General features: G+C 31.0%; 12 protein-coding genes and 1 pseudogene. 8 read left to right on the top strand and 5 right to left on the bottom strand.

Annotated elements, in window-relative coordinates:
- The first annotated feature begins 12 nt into the window (after positions 1 to 12).
- Positions 13 to 723, top strand: coding sequence for an MgtC/SapB family protein (locus KPL55_RS10015; protein WP_216306570.1), 711 nt, complete (start codon positions 13 to 15; stop codon positions 721 to 723).
- 234 nt (positions 724 to 957) lie between these two features.
- Here KPL55_RS10015 and KPL55_RS10010 read toward each other — a convergent pair whose 3' ends face one another.
- On the bottom strand, positions 958 to 2,532 hold the full coding sequence (locus tag KPL55_RS10010; RefSeq protein WP_216306650.1) for a DEAD/DEAH box helicase: 1,575 nt from the start codon (positions 2,530 to 2,532) through the stop codon (positions 958 to 960).
- A gap of 121 nt (positions 2,533 to 2,653) precedes the next feature.
- Positions 2,654 to 3,178, bottom strand: coding sequence for a QueT transporter family protein (locus tag KPL55_RS10005; protein WP_246599383.1), 525 nt, complete (start codon positions 3,176 to 3,178; stop codon positions 2,654 to 2,656).
- A gap of 275 nt (positions 3,179 to 3,453) precedes the next feature.
- Between KPL55_RS10005 and KPL55_RS10000 the strand changes: the two genes are divergently transcribed.
- From KPL55_RS10000 to KPL55_RS09990, 3 genes are read left to right on the top strand one after another with little or no spacing between them, the layout of a single operon-like run.
- Complete coding sequence (locus KPL55_RS10000; protein WP_216306648.1) at positions 3,454 to 4,704, top strand: M16 family metallopeptidase; 1,251 nt, start codon at positions 3,454 to 3,456, stop codon at positions 4,702 to 4,704.
- A 2-nt stretch (positions 4,705 to 4,706) separates the two neighbouring features.
- On the top strand, positions 4,707 to 5,627 hold the full coding sequence (recX, locus tag KPL55_RS09995) for a recombination regulator RecX (protein ID WP_246599382.1): 921 nt from the start codon (positions 4,707 to 4,709) through the stop codon (positions 5,625 to 5,627).
- A 2-nt stretch (positions 5,628 to 5,629) separates the two neighbouring features.
- Positions 5,630 to 6,808 (top strand): transglutaminase domain-containing protein, encoded by a 1,179-nt coding sequence (locus tag KPL55_RS09990; protein WP_216306569.1) that lies wholly within the window; start codon positions 5,630 to 5,632, stop codon positions 6,806 to 6,808.
- Between the two features lie 59 nt (positions 6,809 to 6,867).
- On the opposite strand, the gene KPL55_RS09985 is transcribed toward KPL55_RS09990, so the two are convergent.
- The 3 genes from KPL55_RS09985 to KPL55_RS09975 form a co-directional block, all read right to left on the bottom strand.
- Entirely contained in the window at positions 6,868 to 7,224 is a 357-nt protein-coding gene (locus KPL55_RS09985) for a tetratricopeptide repeat protein (protein WP_216306568.1), read from the bottom strand.
- Positions 7,225 to 7,313: 89 nt separating this feature from the next.
- Positions 7,314 to 8,114: an ABC transporter permease gene (locus KPL55_RS09980; RefSeq protein ID WP_216306646.1), complete on the bottom strand. Its 801-nt coding sequence runs from the start codon at positions 8,112 to 8,114 to the stop codon at positions 7,314 to 7,316.
- Positions 8,107 to 8,841 (bottom strand): ABC transporter ATP-binding protein, encoded by a 735-nt coding sequence (locus KPL55_RS09975; protein ID WP_246599388.1) that lies wholly within the window; start codon positions 8,839 to 8,841, stop codon positions 8,107 to 8,109. The genes KPL55_RS09980 and KPL55_RS09975 overlap by 8 nt, the downstream gene beginning before the upstream one ends.
- A 356-nt stretch (positions 8,842 to 9,197) precedes the next feature.
- Between KPL55_RS09975 and KPL55_RS09970 the strand changes: the two genes are divergently transcribed.
- From KPL55_RS09970 to KPL55_RS09955, 4 genes and pseudogenes are all read left to right on the top strand, one after another.
- The gene (locus KPL55_RS09970; protein ID WP_216306566.1) at positions 9,198 to 13,478 is read left to right on the top strand and encodes a 2-hydroxyacyl-CoA dehydratase; all 4,281 of its coding nucleotides are present in this window, start codon (positions 9,198 to 9,200) and stop codon (positions 13,476 to 13,478) included.
- Between the two features lie 670 nt (positions 13,479 to 14,148).
- Positions 14,149 to 14,496 (top strand): annotated as a pseudogene (locus KPL55_RS09965) (DUF4256 domain-containing protein); the annotation flags it as partial.
- 293 nt (positions 14,497 to 14,789) lie between these two features.
- On the top strand, positions 14,790 to 14,969 hold the full coding sequence (locus KPL55_RS09960; protein ID WP_216306565.1) for a hypothetical protein: 180 nt from the start codon (positions 14,790 to 14,792) through the stop codon (positions 14,967 to 14,969).
- Between the two features lie 307 nt (positions 14,970 to 15,276).
- On the top strand, positions 15,277 to 16,260 hold the full coding sequence (locus KPL55_RS09955; RefSeq protein ID WP_216306564.1) for a DUF3231 family protein: 984 nt from the start codon (positions 15,277 to 15,279) through the stop codon (positions 16,258 to 16,260).
- Positions 16,261 to 16,414: the final 154 nt, after the last annotated feature.

Genomic DNA, 16,414 nt, shown 5'->3' with positions numbered 1-16,414 from the left:
GGAGGTATGTAAATGCTAGTATATGAAGTAGTAATAAGACTTGCGCTTGCGGTTGTAGTTGGTGGCTTAATTGGATATGAGAGAGAATTCAAAAATAGACCAGCAGGTTTCAGAACACATATATTAGTATGTTTAGGGGCAGCAATAACCTCAATGATACAATTATATTCAATTCAAGAAACCACTAATATGATAATTGCGCATCCAGAACTCCAAACGGCTATGAAGGTAGACATCGGTCGGCTTGGAGCTCAAGTTATAACAGGAGTTGGATTCTTAGGAGCAGGAACTATTATACATGATAAGGGATCGATAAAAGGGCTTACTACTGCAGCAAGCATATGGACAGTGGCGTGCATTGGACTTGCAGTTGGATTAGGTTATTATACCCTATCTATATTAGCAACTATATGTATTTTTATAGTATTAGTGTTCCTTAAGACTTTTGAAGAAAAGTTTTTTAAAAATACAAATGTTCTTAAATTAGAAATTCAATATGTTAACAAGAAAGAGATGGTAGAAAAATTAGAGCAGTATTTTCAAGGAATGAACATAAAAGTTAAGAATATAGAATTTTTAATTGATGACGATGAAGATGACGATGAAAATTCCATCTATAGTACTACGATGTATACAATTTTGGCACCTAGACATATTAAGAGTAGTCATATTGTGCAAAAATTATGTGCTTTTGAAGAAATATACAAAGCTACGATTTTGTAATAAAAAAATTAATTATTTAAATGACATATATATTAAACATACCTCAATTATCAAGATAAAAGTTAAGGTATATAGTAGTTTATTAAATTTATTCATAATTATCACCCCGTTTATATTGTATGTTAAAGGGAATGATAAAATAATAGAAATTAAACATAATAAAAATCAAAATAATATAAAAAAATTCGCCAAAAAAAGAGCACTTATTAAGTGCTCTTTTCTGATTTATTAAATCTATCTTCTAGATTTAGCAACTTCAATATTTACTTTTCTACTGTTTAACTTCTTACCTGAACTATTGTTTAAAATAGAATCAACTAAGTTTGCAGGTACATCTAAGAATGAGAATTTATCTAAAATATCAATACGGCCAAGCTCATTTTTATTAAGGTTAGCAGTTTCGCATAAGAAAGATATAATATCCTTAGTCATAACTTCATCCATTCGTCCTATAGATAAGAATAATCTAACAGTGTCTGTTATTGGTGTTGTTGTAGAATCATCTGCATAGTTGTAGTTTACTTCTTTATCAAAAATAATCTTTATTAGAGAAGCAGCTACATCTTCAGCACCAAACTCTTTTATAAGATTGTGTCCAAGTGGAAGGAAGTTCTCGTATAAGTTTTCTTCTAAAACTAATTTTATAGAATCTAAAATAGTTTCAGATTTTGCTGCGAAAATATCTGTTATAGTAGGTACAGTTTTTTTAGCTATTACACTTTTAGTATCACGCTCAATTTGTCTTATAGCGGATGCTTCACGTCTTGTAATAAGACTATATGCTGTACCTTCTTTACCAGCTCTACCAGTTCTACCAATTCTATGTATATAAGATTCACTATCTTGTGGTAAATCATAGTTTATTACATGAGTAACATTTTCAACGTCAATTCCTCTTGCAGCTACATCAGTTGCAATCAAAAAGTTCAAATTACCATCTTTAAATTTCTTTAAAGTGTTCATTCTTTGACTTTGTTTCATATCTCCGTGCATACCTTCTACAGTATAACCTCTAGGTTGTAATGCATCAACTAACTCATCAACACCCTTTTTAGTTTTACAAAATAGTATACAAGTTTTAGGAGCATCAACATCAAGAATTCTACATAATGATTCAAATTTATTTTTTGAATTAACTTCGTAGTAATATTGCTCAATTTTAGAAACAGTTAAAGATTTCTTTTCTATTGCAATAATTTTTGTTTCAGGATGCATGTATTTTTTAGACAATATTTTAATAGCTCTTGGCATAGTAGCTGAGAAAAGTAGTGTCTGTCTGTCTTCACTTAAATTACTTATAATAGATTCAATATCTTCTATAAAGCCCATGTTAAGCATTTCGTCAGCTTCATCTAATACAAGAAACTTAGCGTTTGCAAGTTTTAAAGTACCTTTTCTAATATGATCTAGTAATCGTCCAGGAGTTCCAACAACGATATCTACGCCTCTTTTTAAAGCAGATATTTGTCTATCAATAGATTGACCACCGTATATTGGTAATATCTTAATTCTTTCATGTTTAGCAATACGTGAAAGTTCTTCTGAAACCTGAACAGCAAGTTCTCTTGTTGGAGACATTATTATTGCTTGAACTTTACCGTTTGATTTTTCCATTAAGCTTAAAATAGGTGCTCCAAAGGCTAATGTTTTACCAGTTCCTGTTTGAGCCTGACCTATAATATCAAAACCATCAAGTACTACTGGAATAGCTTTTGCTTGAATATCAGATGGATATTCAAATTTTAAATCTTGTATAGCGTGCAGTACAGATTCATTTAGTCCTAGTTCATCAAATTTAAGCTTTTCAATTGTTTTGTTCATTAAAATTCCTCTTTCTTCTCATAAAGTATCAAATACATCTATTATTACAAAATATATACAAAATATAAAATATTAAACTTAAAAAGCAAATTTAAATTGCTTTTAAAAATTATTTAAAAAAATTCCTCAAAATTGAGTTCTTCTCAATAATATAAATAAGAGGTAATCCAATTCCATAACAGCAGACTAATTCTCCCCATGCAACTTGCAGCATGCAAACTAAAAGGGGCATGTCCTTAACATATAAAAGCTTTAACAGTATGCCAATAACAAGGGCATTAACTACTACAGCCGGTAACGGAGCAATTATTCTTTTAAATCTTAGTTTGCTTTTACCAATATAGTAAGTTGAAATCGCGGCTATAAGTGTTGCAAGGGAACCGAAAACCATATCCATAATACCTAGTGGACTTATGATATTAGAAGCTATACAGCCAATAAGCAGTCCAGGTATAGAAAAGGATGCAAAGAAAGGTAAAATAGTAAGAGCTTCAGCAATGCGATATTGAACAACTCCAAAGCTGAAAAACGATAAGCTTAGAGTTAAAGCTACATAAATAGCAGCTACCATTGCTGCAAAAACGATCTTTCTTATTTTTACAGACATAGTTCCTTCATTTAATTTAATATTCAATTTTGCGCCTCCATAGTTTTATTTTAAGACAGGATGGTTGCGAACTGTCTATGAGTATTTGACTCGAATCTTTATTTTACTCTATATTTGTATAATAGTCAATAGTTTTTTCTTATTACCTAGGAAATTAACTCTGGGTTCAAATCCATTAATAATATAGTCTAAAATAGCTAAAAGTGTGATATAGTTAAAATGATAAACTATATAATGTAGATAAACTATTTTAAAGCTATAAATCTTAATAAAACAGTTTTAGGTTAAAGGAGAATATTATGATGGGTAAAGAAATTTTTGATACAAAACAAACAAAGCTAAGTAATGGAATTAAACTTATTACAATTAAAAAGGATAGTCAAATTGCAGCGGTTCATGCTGGAGTCAATATAGGTTCACTTTTTGAAGAGAAGAATGAAAAGGGTATAGCTCATTTTATAGAGCATATGCTTTTTAAAGGTACAAATGATAGAACAAATGAAAAGTTAAACAGTGACCTTGAAAATTTAGGTGGAGAATATAATGCATATACTGATTTTAATTGTACGGTATATAGCGCCACAATTTTAAATGAAGAATTAGAGAATGCGTTAAAACTACTCGGGGACATGCTTTTAAACTCAACATTTCCGAAGGACGAAATAGAAAAAGAAAGAGGCGTAATACTTGCTGAAATTAGAACGATTAACGATGACATTGAAGATCTAAGCTTTAAGAGAGTTAATGAAATTGCATTTAAATATAGTCCACTTAGGGAAGATACTATTGGAAGTGAAGGCATAATTAAAAAGGTTACAAGAAAACAACTTGTTGATTTTTATAATAAATATTATGTTCCTAACAATACTTTTATTTCTATTGTTTCTCCGTTTGAACACGAGGAGATAATAAATATAATTAATAATTATTTTGGTAATTGGACAATGAAAAAATTTGAAAAAAAAGAAATAGTAACTGAACATCACCAATTTATAAAAAAAATATCATATAAAAAGGAAATTGAACAAAGTACCATACTATATTTATATACATTTAATGGCCTATCTAAAGATGAAGAGTTAGCACTTAGAGTCCTAAATTATAAATTTGGAGAAAGTGCTAATTCTATATTGTTTAGGGAACTTCGAGAAGAAAGGGGTTTATCATATGACGTATACACTCATTTAGATACTTCAAATAATGTTAAAACACTATATATTTATACATCGGTTTCAGACAAGGATGTAAATGAGGCAATTGATGTTATTGATACTGCTATTAATTATATTGCAAGTGAGAAAATAGTTTTTGATGATAATACAATAGGTTTAATGAAAAAGATAATGAAAACGGCAATAGCATCAACCTTGGAGGACTCTACGGATCTAGCAAGTTATGTAATTCATCAAGCTATGGACGATGAAGATATTTATCAATTTACAGATGATATGAAGAATATGGATAATATTAAGTCTCAAGATTTATATAATGTGGCAAGAAAAGTATTACAAAAACCAACAATTCATATATTTTTACCAGAAAAGAGCGTGTAATATTGAACAATTTAATATTAAATAATGAAATATTAAATAATGTAATAACAAAAATTGAATTTCAAAAAAAGAATAAACGTAGAGTTAACATCTTTATGGATGATGAATATGCTTTTGCTTGTGATGCGGAGCTTGTGTATATCCATAATATAACCAAAGGTAGAGTTATGGACAAAGAAAGTTTAGAGAATATAGTTAATGAAGATAATTATATAAAAGGAAAAACTTGTGCACTTCATTTCTTAGAGAGAAGCCATAAATCGACCAAACAAGTAGTTGATAAATTAGCAATGAAGGAATACGACGAAAAAACTATAGATAGGGTAATAAGGTTTTTAAATGACTATGATTTCATTGATGATAAGAAGTTTGTTGATATGTTTATAAATGAAAAAATTAATAGTGCTGGAAAAAATAAAATAAAGTTTGATTTATTAAAAAAATTAATTCCAAAAGAGTTAGTTCAAGAAGGGCTAAGTACAATAACTAATGAGCAGCAACTTGAGGTAGCTTTAAAACTCGGACAAAAAAAGAATGATACCTTATCTAAGAGTGAAAGAGATGTAAATAAAATTCATAAAAAGTTATCAGATTATTTATTACGTAGCGGATATGATTACGATATAATTAAACAGGTTCTAAATGAAATAAATAAAAACAATATAGATGAGGAATCCTTTGAGGATGTTCCAACTGTGGATACATCTGAGCAGGATTTCCAAAACATGTACGAGTTAGCTAGTAAAAGATATAACATTTTAATTAAGTCAGAAACTAATAGAGCGAAGTTATATAAAAAGCTAGGAGATTATCTATTAAGAAGAGGATTTAAGTGGGAGAATATTAAGAAAGCATTAAAAGAGTTGATTAATAGCGTAGAAAATGGATATGATGAAGATATTAATTATGAAAGCAGGTGGTAGGATTGTTAAGGGAACCCGTAAGTTTAATCTTACTAGTATTGTTTTTATATCCAATAATAGTAGGGTTTATATACAAATTTTCGTCCGAACATTTAAAAGGTTCTATTCAGGGAGTTTTTCAAAGTATTAGTTTTTTAATTTCCTTGTGTTTAGGTATTTATTACACAAAAAAAGTGTTTATTACACATGATGAAGGTATTTATCAAAAGATATATAGTAATGTACCTTTAAACATTATAGAATTTATTAAGAGCAAACCATTAGTGATTTATATATTAATAATGCCACTTGTGATACTAATAATTTATAGTTTAATAAATTTTGTAGTGAATTTTATCAGTCGTATTACGGTTTACCCTTTGCTAGATAGAATAGAGTCTAATTTAAGGGATAAAAGTGTTTTTTTCAAAAGGTTAATGGGTGCAATATTTCAAGTACCTAGATCAATATGTTATGTAATAGTTATTACCTTTGTAATGAATTTTCTGTCATTGATTAATGTAACAGATATGTACAATAAGTATTTAGAAGAATCACAAATATATAGCTATATCTCCAAAGAAGTGGTTATTCCACTTACAAACTCAAGTATTGCAAAACAACTTCCGAATGTTGTTAATAACTCTTTTAAAATTGTAGTAAAAGATGCGGCTACTGCGAAACCTAGTTCACAGACTAGTTCGCAAAATACTCCAAAGGGTATAATTTATTACAATGGTGTTACGCTTGATCAAGGAATTAAATCAAATCAAGAAATTGATAAGTTTGCAGTTAATCTTGTACAAGGTAAAAGCACAACAAAAGATAAGGCGCGAACTATTTATAAATGGGTAGGTAGCAAGGTAACTTATAGTGATGAAAAAGCAAATAGAGTATTAAATAATGATTTAGAAGTGAAATCTGGGGCTATCCCTACTTTTAATTCGAGAAGTGGAATATGTTTTGATTACGCATGTCTTTATGTAGCAATGTGTAGGGCTAATAATATCAAGGTAAGGATTATTACTGGGCAAGGATTTAACGGGAGTAGTTGGGTTAGTCATGCTTGGAATCAAGTGTATTTAGAAAATGAAAATACGTGGATAAACGTGGATCCTACATTCTTAATTGGTGGAGATTATTTCAATAGTGTAAGATTTAATATTGACCACAAGCAAGAGAGTGTAGCTGGAGAATGGTAATAGAATAGCTCCCTAAATTTTAGGAAGCTCTCCCTGAGATCAGGGAGCTCTCCCTGAAGTCAGGGAGCTATTCTATAACTTTTTAGTAATAAATTAATGGCCTTTTCACAATCTTCATCCTCATTATTAAGTGTCCAAGCGGTATTGAAATAATATAATGCTTTTTGCTTGTTAACACACATAGCATAGCAGTAGGCTAAGTTGAAGAAGTATTTGCTTTCAGGACGTAGGGCTATAGCAGAATGAAATATGGGTATTGCCTTAGCGTATTCTTTTAAGTGAATAAAACATACAGCAGTATTATAAAGTGCACTTGCTTCATTGTCTTTCATTTCTGCAGCTTTTCTATATAAAGCGATTGCTCTACTGTAATCTTTAGTATTGTATATAGCGTTAGCCTTTTGAAAGTATTCCATCATTATCCTCCTTATAATTTTGCGAAAAATTATAAATCTGTTATTTAAATACTTTCCAAGGAGGTTGAATTATATTCATTATTTAAAATTTAACCATCTTTATTTACTACTTTTCGTTCTATTAGTGCAACCATTTCATACATAAGATAAGCTAAGATAGAAAGTATAACTATACTCATCATTACCATATCTAGTTGAGAAACTTGGCCGCCATAAATTATTAAAAACCCTAACCCCTCTTTAGCAACTAAAAACTCACCCATTATTACACCAACCCATGAGAGCCCAACGTTTATTTTTAATGCAGAGATAAGTGTAGGGATAGATGCTGGAATAATTAAATTAGTTAATATTTGAAATTTAGAAGCTCCAAAGGTTTTTAAAAGTTTGATTTTATCTTCATCAACTTCTCTAAAGCCACTTAATATGCTTATTATAGTAACAACTATTGATATTAACAGAGCAATTACTATTATTGCTTTTATTCCGTTGCCTACCCAAAATATTATAATAGGAGCAAGTGCTACTTTAGGTAAAGCATTTAATACTATTAAGTATGGGTCTAAAACTTTTGATATAAAATCGGACCACCACAATAAAATAGCAATGAGGGCACCTAAAACTGTTCCAAGCAAGAACCCTGTTATTGTCTCAAAACAAGTTATGGATATATGAGTGATCAATGTACCTTCAGCATATATCTGCATAAATGACTTAAACATTTTGGTAGGCGTGCTTGTAAGGAAAGTGTCAATCAATTTAAGTCTGCCAGCTATTTCCCAAAAACTAAAGAATGCAATTAATATTATTATACGTGTAAAAATAATAATATATTTATTCCTTTTTACATTTTTAATATAATTTTTCTGTTCATCACTTTGATTAAGCATTGCCATTCAACTCCTTCCAAATTTCGTTAAAGTAAATTCTGAAATTAGGAGCTTCTCTACGTTTTAAAGGGCAAGAGAAATTTTCCCCAAATTCAAGGGACATGTGTTTAGTTATTACAGCTGGGCGGTTAGATAAGATAATAATTTCATCAGACATTGCGATAGCTTCGGATATATCGTGGGTCACCATTATAGTAGTCTTTTTTTCCTTCTTTATGATCTCATAAACCTCATCACTAATATTTAATCTGGTTTGATAATCTAAAGCAGAGAAAGGTTCATCTAAAAGAAGTACTTCAGGGCTTAAAGCTAAGGTTCTAATCAGAGCAACTCTTTGGCGCATGCCACCGGATAATTCTCTAGGATGATGATTTCTAAATTCCCAAAGGTTGTAGCTAATTAAGAGGTTTTTTACAGTTTCCCTATTAACATCTGTAATACAATGGTTAATTTTAAGGCCTAGAAGTACATTGTCCCATATAGTTAACCAATCAAACAACTGATCCTTTTGAAACATGTATCCTATCTTTAAAAGACCAGCACTTTTATCTCCACTATTAATCACTATTTTTCCATACGATGGAGTAATTAAACCTGCTATTATGTTGAGTAGAGTAGACTTACCACAGCCGGAAGGGCCTACAATACTTAAAAACTTGCCTTCTTTTACACCAAATGAAATATCAGCTAGAGCAGGAGTTTCTGCAGTTAGAGAGTGATAATTCATACTTATATTATTGATTTCTACCTTAATCACTTTATCATCCCCTTGAAAGTTATACTTTAGTATATGAGGGTAGATAATGTATTGTTAACGACATTTGTAATACTTGTCATTATTTTAAAGGAAATATTAATCAAAAATAGGTTGGAAATATTATATCCATTGAGTTATAATGTTATATGATTATTTGTTGAATCATAATAAACAATATCAATATATGCGATGAAACACTATAGATAGAAATTAATAGAAACGATATAATATAGGTTAACATTACAGAGAATAAATTTAGTTATTGCAGAATAAAGTTATATATATGTACGAATAAATCGATCTTTGTGAGGAAACAGGGGGTAATTATGAAAAATTTATTACATGTTGGATTAGATGTAGGGTCTACTACTGTTAAGATAGTAGTATTAAATGAGTTAGAAAAAACAATTTATAGTAAATATCAGAGGCATTTTTCTGATATAAAAAGTACAATAGCTACATTACTATATGAGGCTTATGAAAAGTTTCCAGAATCAAATATTACTATAGTTGTAACAGGATCTGGTGGACTAGCCCTATCTAAATGGATGAATATTCCGTTTATCCAAGAAGTAATAGCCAGTACTTATGCGATAGAAAACATTATTCCAAGGACTAATGTAGCTATAGAACTTGGTGGGGAAGATGCTAAAATTATCTATTTCGATGGAGGAATAGATCAAAGAATGAATGGTACTTGCGCTGGTGGAACTGGTGCTTTTATTGATCAGATGGCATCACTTCTTCAAACTGACGCAACTGGACTCAATGAACTTGCAAAAAACTATAAGACTATATATCCAATTGCTGCTAGGTGTGGTGTTTTTGCTAAAACTGATATTCAACCATTATTAAATGAAGGCGCTGCAAAAGAAGATATCGCTGTGTCGGTTTTCCAGTCAGTGGTTAATCAAACTATTAGTGGACTTGCATGTGGTAGACCAATTAGAGGCAACGTTGCATTCTTAGGCGGACCATTATTTTTCTTGTCCGAGCTAAGAAAGAGGTTTATTGAAACACTAAAACTAACTGATGATCAAGTTATTTTCCCAGATGATTCACAGTTATTTGTAGCAGTAGGGGCTGCTATGTCATCAAAGGTGGAGGACGTTATTTCCTTTGAACAATTAAAGAATCAGCTTCCAAAATTAAAACAAGTGACGAGTAATGATGTTCGTAGATTTAGGCCATTGTTTGTAAATGACAAAGAACTAGAGGATTTTAATGAAAGGCAAAGTAAATATAAGGCTAAAACAAGAGAACTTGCTAGCTATGTTGGAAATTGCTATTTGGGAATAGATGCTGGTTCTACAACTACTAAAGTTACACTTATAGACGAGGAAGGTGCAATTTTATTTTCTCATTATGGAAGTAATGAAGGTAATCCATTAACTTTAGTTAGAAAGATACTAAAACATATATATTCGATTTTACCTATTGGCGTAACTATACTAAATTCAGCAGTAACAGGTTACGGCGAAAAATTAATAATGGCAGCACTAAAAGTGGATATTGGTGAAATTGAGACTATTGCTCATTACAAGGCAGCGGAATCTTTTATGCCTGGAGTGGATTTTATATTAGATATCGGTGGACAGGATATGAAATGTCTAAAAATTAAAGATGGTGTAATAGATAGTATAATGTTAAATGAGGCTTGTTCATCTGGTTGTGGGTCTTTTATAGAGACATTTGCTCATTCGTTAAACATGGGGGTATCTGAGTTTGCAGAAGTAGCATTAAAGGCAAAAAGCCCAGTTGACCTAGGCTCAAGGTGTACTGTATTTATGAACTCAAGGGTTAAGCAAGCTCAAAAGGAAGGCGCCTCTGTAGGAGATATATCAGCGGGACTATCTTATTCAGTAATAAAAAATGCACTTTTAAAGGTTATTAAGATAAGAGATCCAAAAGACATGGGCAAAAAAATAATAGTTCAAGGTGGAACTTTCTACAATGGCGCAGTGCTTCGTGCTTTTGAAATTGTATCGGGAAGAGAGGCAGTAAGGCCAGACATAGCTGGTCTAATGGGTGCATTTGGTGTTTCACTTATTGCAAAAGAGAGATATGAAAGTGGTATAAAATCTACATTGATATCATCAGAAGAATTGGATAACTTAATTGTAGAAACTTCAATGGGTAGGTGCAAACAATGTGCTAATCAGTGCGTTCTTACAATTAATAAATTTGATAATGATCGTGAATTTATATCTGGTAATAGATGCGAAAAGGCACTAGGACTCAGTGGTAAAAAAGAAGAAATTCCTAATGTCTATGATTATAAATATAAAAGGATATTTGGTTATATTCCTCTAAAAAAAGATGAGGCGCCTAGAGGTGTAATAGGTATTCCAAGAGTGCTTAATATATATGAAAATTATCCGTTCTGGTTTACTTTCTTTACAAGTTTGGGCTTTAGAGTAGAATTATCTCAAAGATCTTCTAAAAAAGTATATGAAATGGGAATAGAGACAATTCCATCAGAGTCTGCTTGTTATCCTGCTAAAATAGCTCACGGACATATAATGAGCCTTATAAATAAAGGAATAGATTTAATATTTTATCCTTGTATTCCATATGAAAAGAAAGAGCAAAAGGATGCGGATGACCATTATAACTGTCCTATAGTAACTTCATATCCTGAAGTAATAAAAAATAATATGGATATATTAAAGGAAAGAAATATAAAGTTCCTAAATCCATTTATTTCATTAGACAATGAGAAAGAATTGGTAAACAGATTAACAGATGAGTTAGCTAGTTTTGGCGTTAATAAAAAGGAAGTAGCTATTGCTTCTCAAAAGGCATGGGACGAAACTGAAAAGGTAAAATTAGATCTTCAAAAGAAGGGCGAAGAAGTAGTAGAATACATTAGGCGTACTGGTAAAAAAGGTATAGTTTTAGCGGGAAGACCTTATCACATAGATCCAGAGATTAATCACGGAATTCCTAGTGTAATTACTGATTTTGATATGCCAGTTCTTACCGAAGATTCTGTGGCTCATCTAGGTATTGTTGAGAGACCTCTAAGAATGGTTGATCAGTGGGTATATCATTCTAGATTATATGCGGCAGCTAGTTTTGTATCAAGCCAGCCAAATATTGAACTTATTCAACTGAATTCTTTTGGTTGTGGTCTTGATGCAGTAACTTCTGATCAAGTTGCTCAGATTTTAGAAAATAATGGTAAGATATTTACAACTTTGAAAATTGATGAAGGAAATAATTTGGGAGCGGCAAGAATTAGAATTAGATCGCTTAAAGCTGCAATTAATGAAAGAGATAAGAATGGTATTTTGCCAAGGAAGGTCCATGAGGTTGAGAGCAAAATTATCTTCACAAAAGAAATGAGAAAGAAACACACAATTTTATGTCCACAAATGTCACCAATGCATTTTCAATTTGTACAAGAAGCATTTAATGCATCAGGATACAATCTACAAGTATTACCTTCAGTGGATACTGAAGCTGTAGATGAGGGCTTAAAGTATGTAAATAACGATGCTTGTTATCCTACAATAATTGTAATTGGTCAGCTGGTTTCTGCGTTAAAATCAGGTAATTATGATGTGCAAAATACATCTGTTATAATGTCTCAGACTTGTGGCGGGTGTAGGGCTACAAATTACATTGGGTTCCTTAGAAAAGCACTTAAAGATGCAGGATTCCCTCAAGTTCCAGTTATATCTTTAAATGCTGGTGGCCTTGAGAAAAACCCAGGTTTTAAATACACATATCCAATGATTAAAAAATCAATTATGTCATTAGTATATGGGGATTTGCTTATGCGTGTACTCTACAAGGTTAGACCTTATGAAGTGATAGAGGGTTCAGCTAATTTACTCTATGAAAAATGGGTAGAAATATGTAAAGTTGCGGTAGTAAAAGGAAAAAGCAATGAGTTTAAAAACAATATAACGCAAATTGTATCTGAGTTTGACTGTTTAGAAATTAAAAATGTTGTTAAACCTAAAGTAGGACTGGTTGGAGAAATCTTAGTTAAGTTCCATCCTACAGCTAACAATGATATTATTGATGTCATTGAAAAAGAGGGTGGAGAAGCAGTTATGCCAGATTTAACTGACTTTTTCTTATACTGTGCTTATGATGCTGACTTTAAATATAAATATTTAGGTAAAAGTAGAACTGATATGGTAATAGATAATATAGCTATTAAATATATAGAAAGTTATAGGACACATATGAAATCAGTTCTTGAAAAAAGCATTAGATTTAGCGCTCCTAAAACTATACAAGAGCTAGCTGAAGGGGCATCACCTATAGTGTCACTTGGTAATCAAGCGGGTGAAGGATGGTTTTTAACCGCTGAAATGGTTGAGCTTATTGAAGGTGGGATAAAAAATATAGTTTGTATGCAACCTTTTGCTTGTCTTCCTAACCATGTAACAGGTAAGGGAATGATCAAGGAATTAAAAAGAAGATATCCAGGGGCAAATATAACGGCTATAGATTACGACCCAGGTGCAAGTGAAGTAAATCAAATTAACAGAATCAAGCTTATGATGTCCATTGCTTTTAAGAATCTTAGAGGTGAGGAAGAATTTAGAACTGCATATGAAGAGGCAGCTAGTGACAAAAAGGTAGATTAATAATCCAATAAATTGTTTATTGTAAGTTTTTCTTAAATTAGGCTATAACTAAAAGTATATATTGCTACAATGCTTTCACTTCGCTAAGGAATTCTAAAATTTATTTTAATTACAGTTGCTAAAAAATACAAACTCGCTATGCTCAAACATGTATTTTCAAAACGCATCTGCAATTAAGATAAATTAAGAATTACTAAATCGAGTTCAAATTCATTTTACGCAATATATACTTTTATTAGCATAATTCAAGAAAAATATCTAAAACTATCATTATTATTAATTGTGATTAGTAGTAGTAGTAGTAGTAGTAGTAGTAGTAGTAGTAGTAGTATAAATCTCCGTAAGTTTCACTTCATGTGAGGCTTACGGGGATTTTATATTCGCAAAAGAAGAATTTCTAAATGAAGTTTAATAGTTTTTTAGTCTCTTATTGCAAGTCACTCCAGAGAACGTTAATAACCTATTAGTAATGAAAACAAATAATGAGGGTTATTGATAGAAAAATGTTATTATGTTAAATATGTATTTTCAAAACACATCTGCAATTAAGAATTACTAAGACTAGTTCAAATGCATTTTACGCAATATATACTGTAGTAGCATAATCTAAAGAGAAATATCTAAAATTATCATTATTATTAATTGTGATTATGTTGTAGTATAGTATTGAGAATACATTTTTTATGATTGTTCAGAGGAAAGTCCTAAAGGTCGCAGAAGTGTTTGTTACGATGGTGAAGCTCTTGAGTCAAGGAAAGAACATAAACCGGTAAATAGTGCTATTGGTATGCTGACTGCCATGGACATTGAAATTTTAACGGAAGAACAATATCGTGAGCTGCAGAAACTAGGAAATTTCGATATGAAAACATCGAGCTGGGTGAAAACACCTTCTGAGATTAGAAAACTTGGTGGTGCCATATTTGCTGATTTCCGCTACGGAAATGTATTCGTGTATCACAATGGTGCGGAATCTTACTATGGCGGCAGAGGAGTTCGCGGCTCACTCAGGGTCTGAATTTTGAACAAACAACGAAGTGGGGTGAGCCTTGTTGCGCGTTAGTAAGGCAAAGTTTTAATAAAACATTAATTTATGAAGGGTATCAAATAAAAGTTGTAATGAGGGAATATGCTAGTTATATGGAACAACAAATGTCGTGAAATAATTTTGGTTTCACGGCAGTGTATCTTTGAAATATATTTTTAAAGGATTGTAGATCTATAATATAGAATAGATTAATTAAGCAAGTATTTTGTGTCGTGCTCGTAAATATTACGATAAAACTATTTAATATAGAAGGGAGAATTTGTATGACAGAAAACATTTTAACAATTATTTCTGTAGTTATTAATTTGGCTGTAGTTGCTGCTATTATAGTAGTGGTAAGTAGAGCATTACAAATGTTTAAAAATCTTACTGCTATGAATAAAAAGATATATGAAAAGATAGATGTTATTCTAGACAAATTAGAAAATAAAGAAGATAAATGAGCATAATCTTCTTATATTCAGTCTCCGATAACCTCATATCTGACGATGTGGGGTTTAATATATTTTGATTATATTAATAAAGTGAAAGTAACACAATACCAATTGAGTTACATTCACTTTGAGGCTATAGGATAGATTTTTATGTACAACAAAAAGTCGTGAAAATTTGTTTTCACGGCATTAGCTATTTTTACATTTTAATAACGAATGATAATTATATTACTTACTTCTTTAATACCCCTCATGTATATATATATATTATTCTACAAATACTAATAACAAAATTTTCAATTGAGAGGTGAATGTATTGGATATAATTTCATTAATAAAAAAAGTTAAGAAGAGAGAAGACATCCTAGATATTCAGGAGGCATTTAATATATATAATCTTCTAAGAGCAAGATATGTTAACACTCAAACGATTCAATTATTTAAGAACTTTGTTCATGACGTAGATTGGGAAATAATACTAGATAAATATCAGGTGCATTTTGAAAAGCAAATAGATATTTTAGAGAAGTTAGGTGAAAAATATCGTATCATCATGCCAAATAGACCGCCAGTGGACGTGAAGTTTGCAACACGTGTTAATGATGTAACAGATGATTATATTTATAAAAAGATATACCATGACCTCATATCACAGGTGACAACTATTAGCCACGCAGTTCGTTCAACCACTACGAATGATAATTTAAGAGGTATTATTATACAAGATTTTATAGTCCATTTTGAGGATCTTGATATCTTTTATAAGTTTGGTAAATTGAAAGGATGGGAAGAAACGTATCCTACTTATAAGACTTCAATTAAACAGGGAAAAGAACAACTTTCCACTTCTGAATCATTTCATATTTGGGCTCATATCACTATGAGATATGAGCAAACTGAGCTTATAGGTTTATTCGCTAGTTTTGCTCATGATACTGAGTTTAAAGTAATACTTCAACATAAGTTATATATTTATAACAAGCAGCTTAATACGCTTGAAGGGTTAGCCCTAAAGCTTAATGTACCACTACCTAACAGGGCTGCACTACCAGTGCAGTCTCCGATTGATCCTGAAATGATTACAGATAAGTTTATGTATCGAATTATTATAAGTTGGGAATTAGATTCAATAGATGCTCATGTCAGAGCAATCATTGAGTGTATTAGAAATGAATCATTGCGTAAATTATGGAAAGAGTTCCTTAATGCAGAGTTAGAAGATTACGATAAGTATCTCAAATATGGAAAACTGAAAGGTTGGACAAGAGTAGTCCCAATTTATGGGGAGCCAGTGACCTAAAATGAGATCAAATGAAAATAAAAAAAAGTAGTAGGGCTACAACGAGGCCACTGAAAAACTATATGAAAAATCGTCATCAAATTAAAGATGGCGATTTTTTTTTATAAAAAACTAAAAACAAAAAGGAATTTTAAAAGATATGTCGAATTAGTAT

It is taken from the genome of Clostridium lacusfryxellense (assembly GCF_018861735.1).
Lineage (GTDB): Bacteria > Bacillota > Clostridia > Clostridiales > Clostridiaceae > Clostridium_AD > Clostridium_AD lacusfryxellense.
The sequence above is the reverse complement of the archived record's forward strand: the minus strand, read 5'-3'. Positions and strand labels throughout refer to the sequence as shown.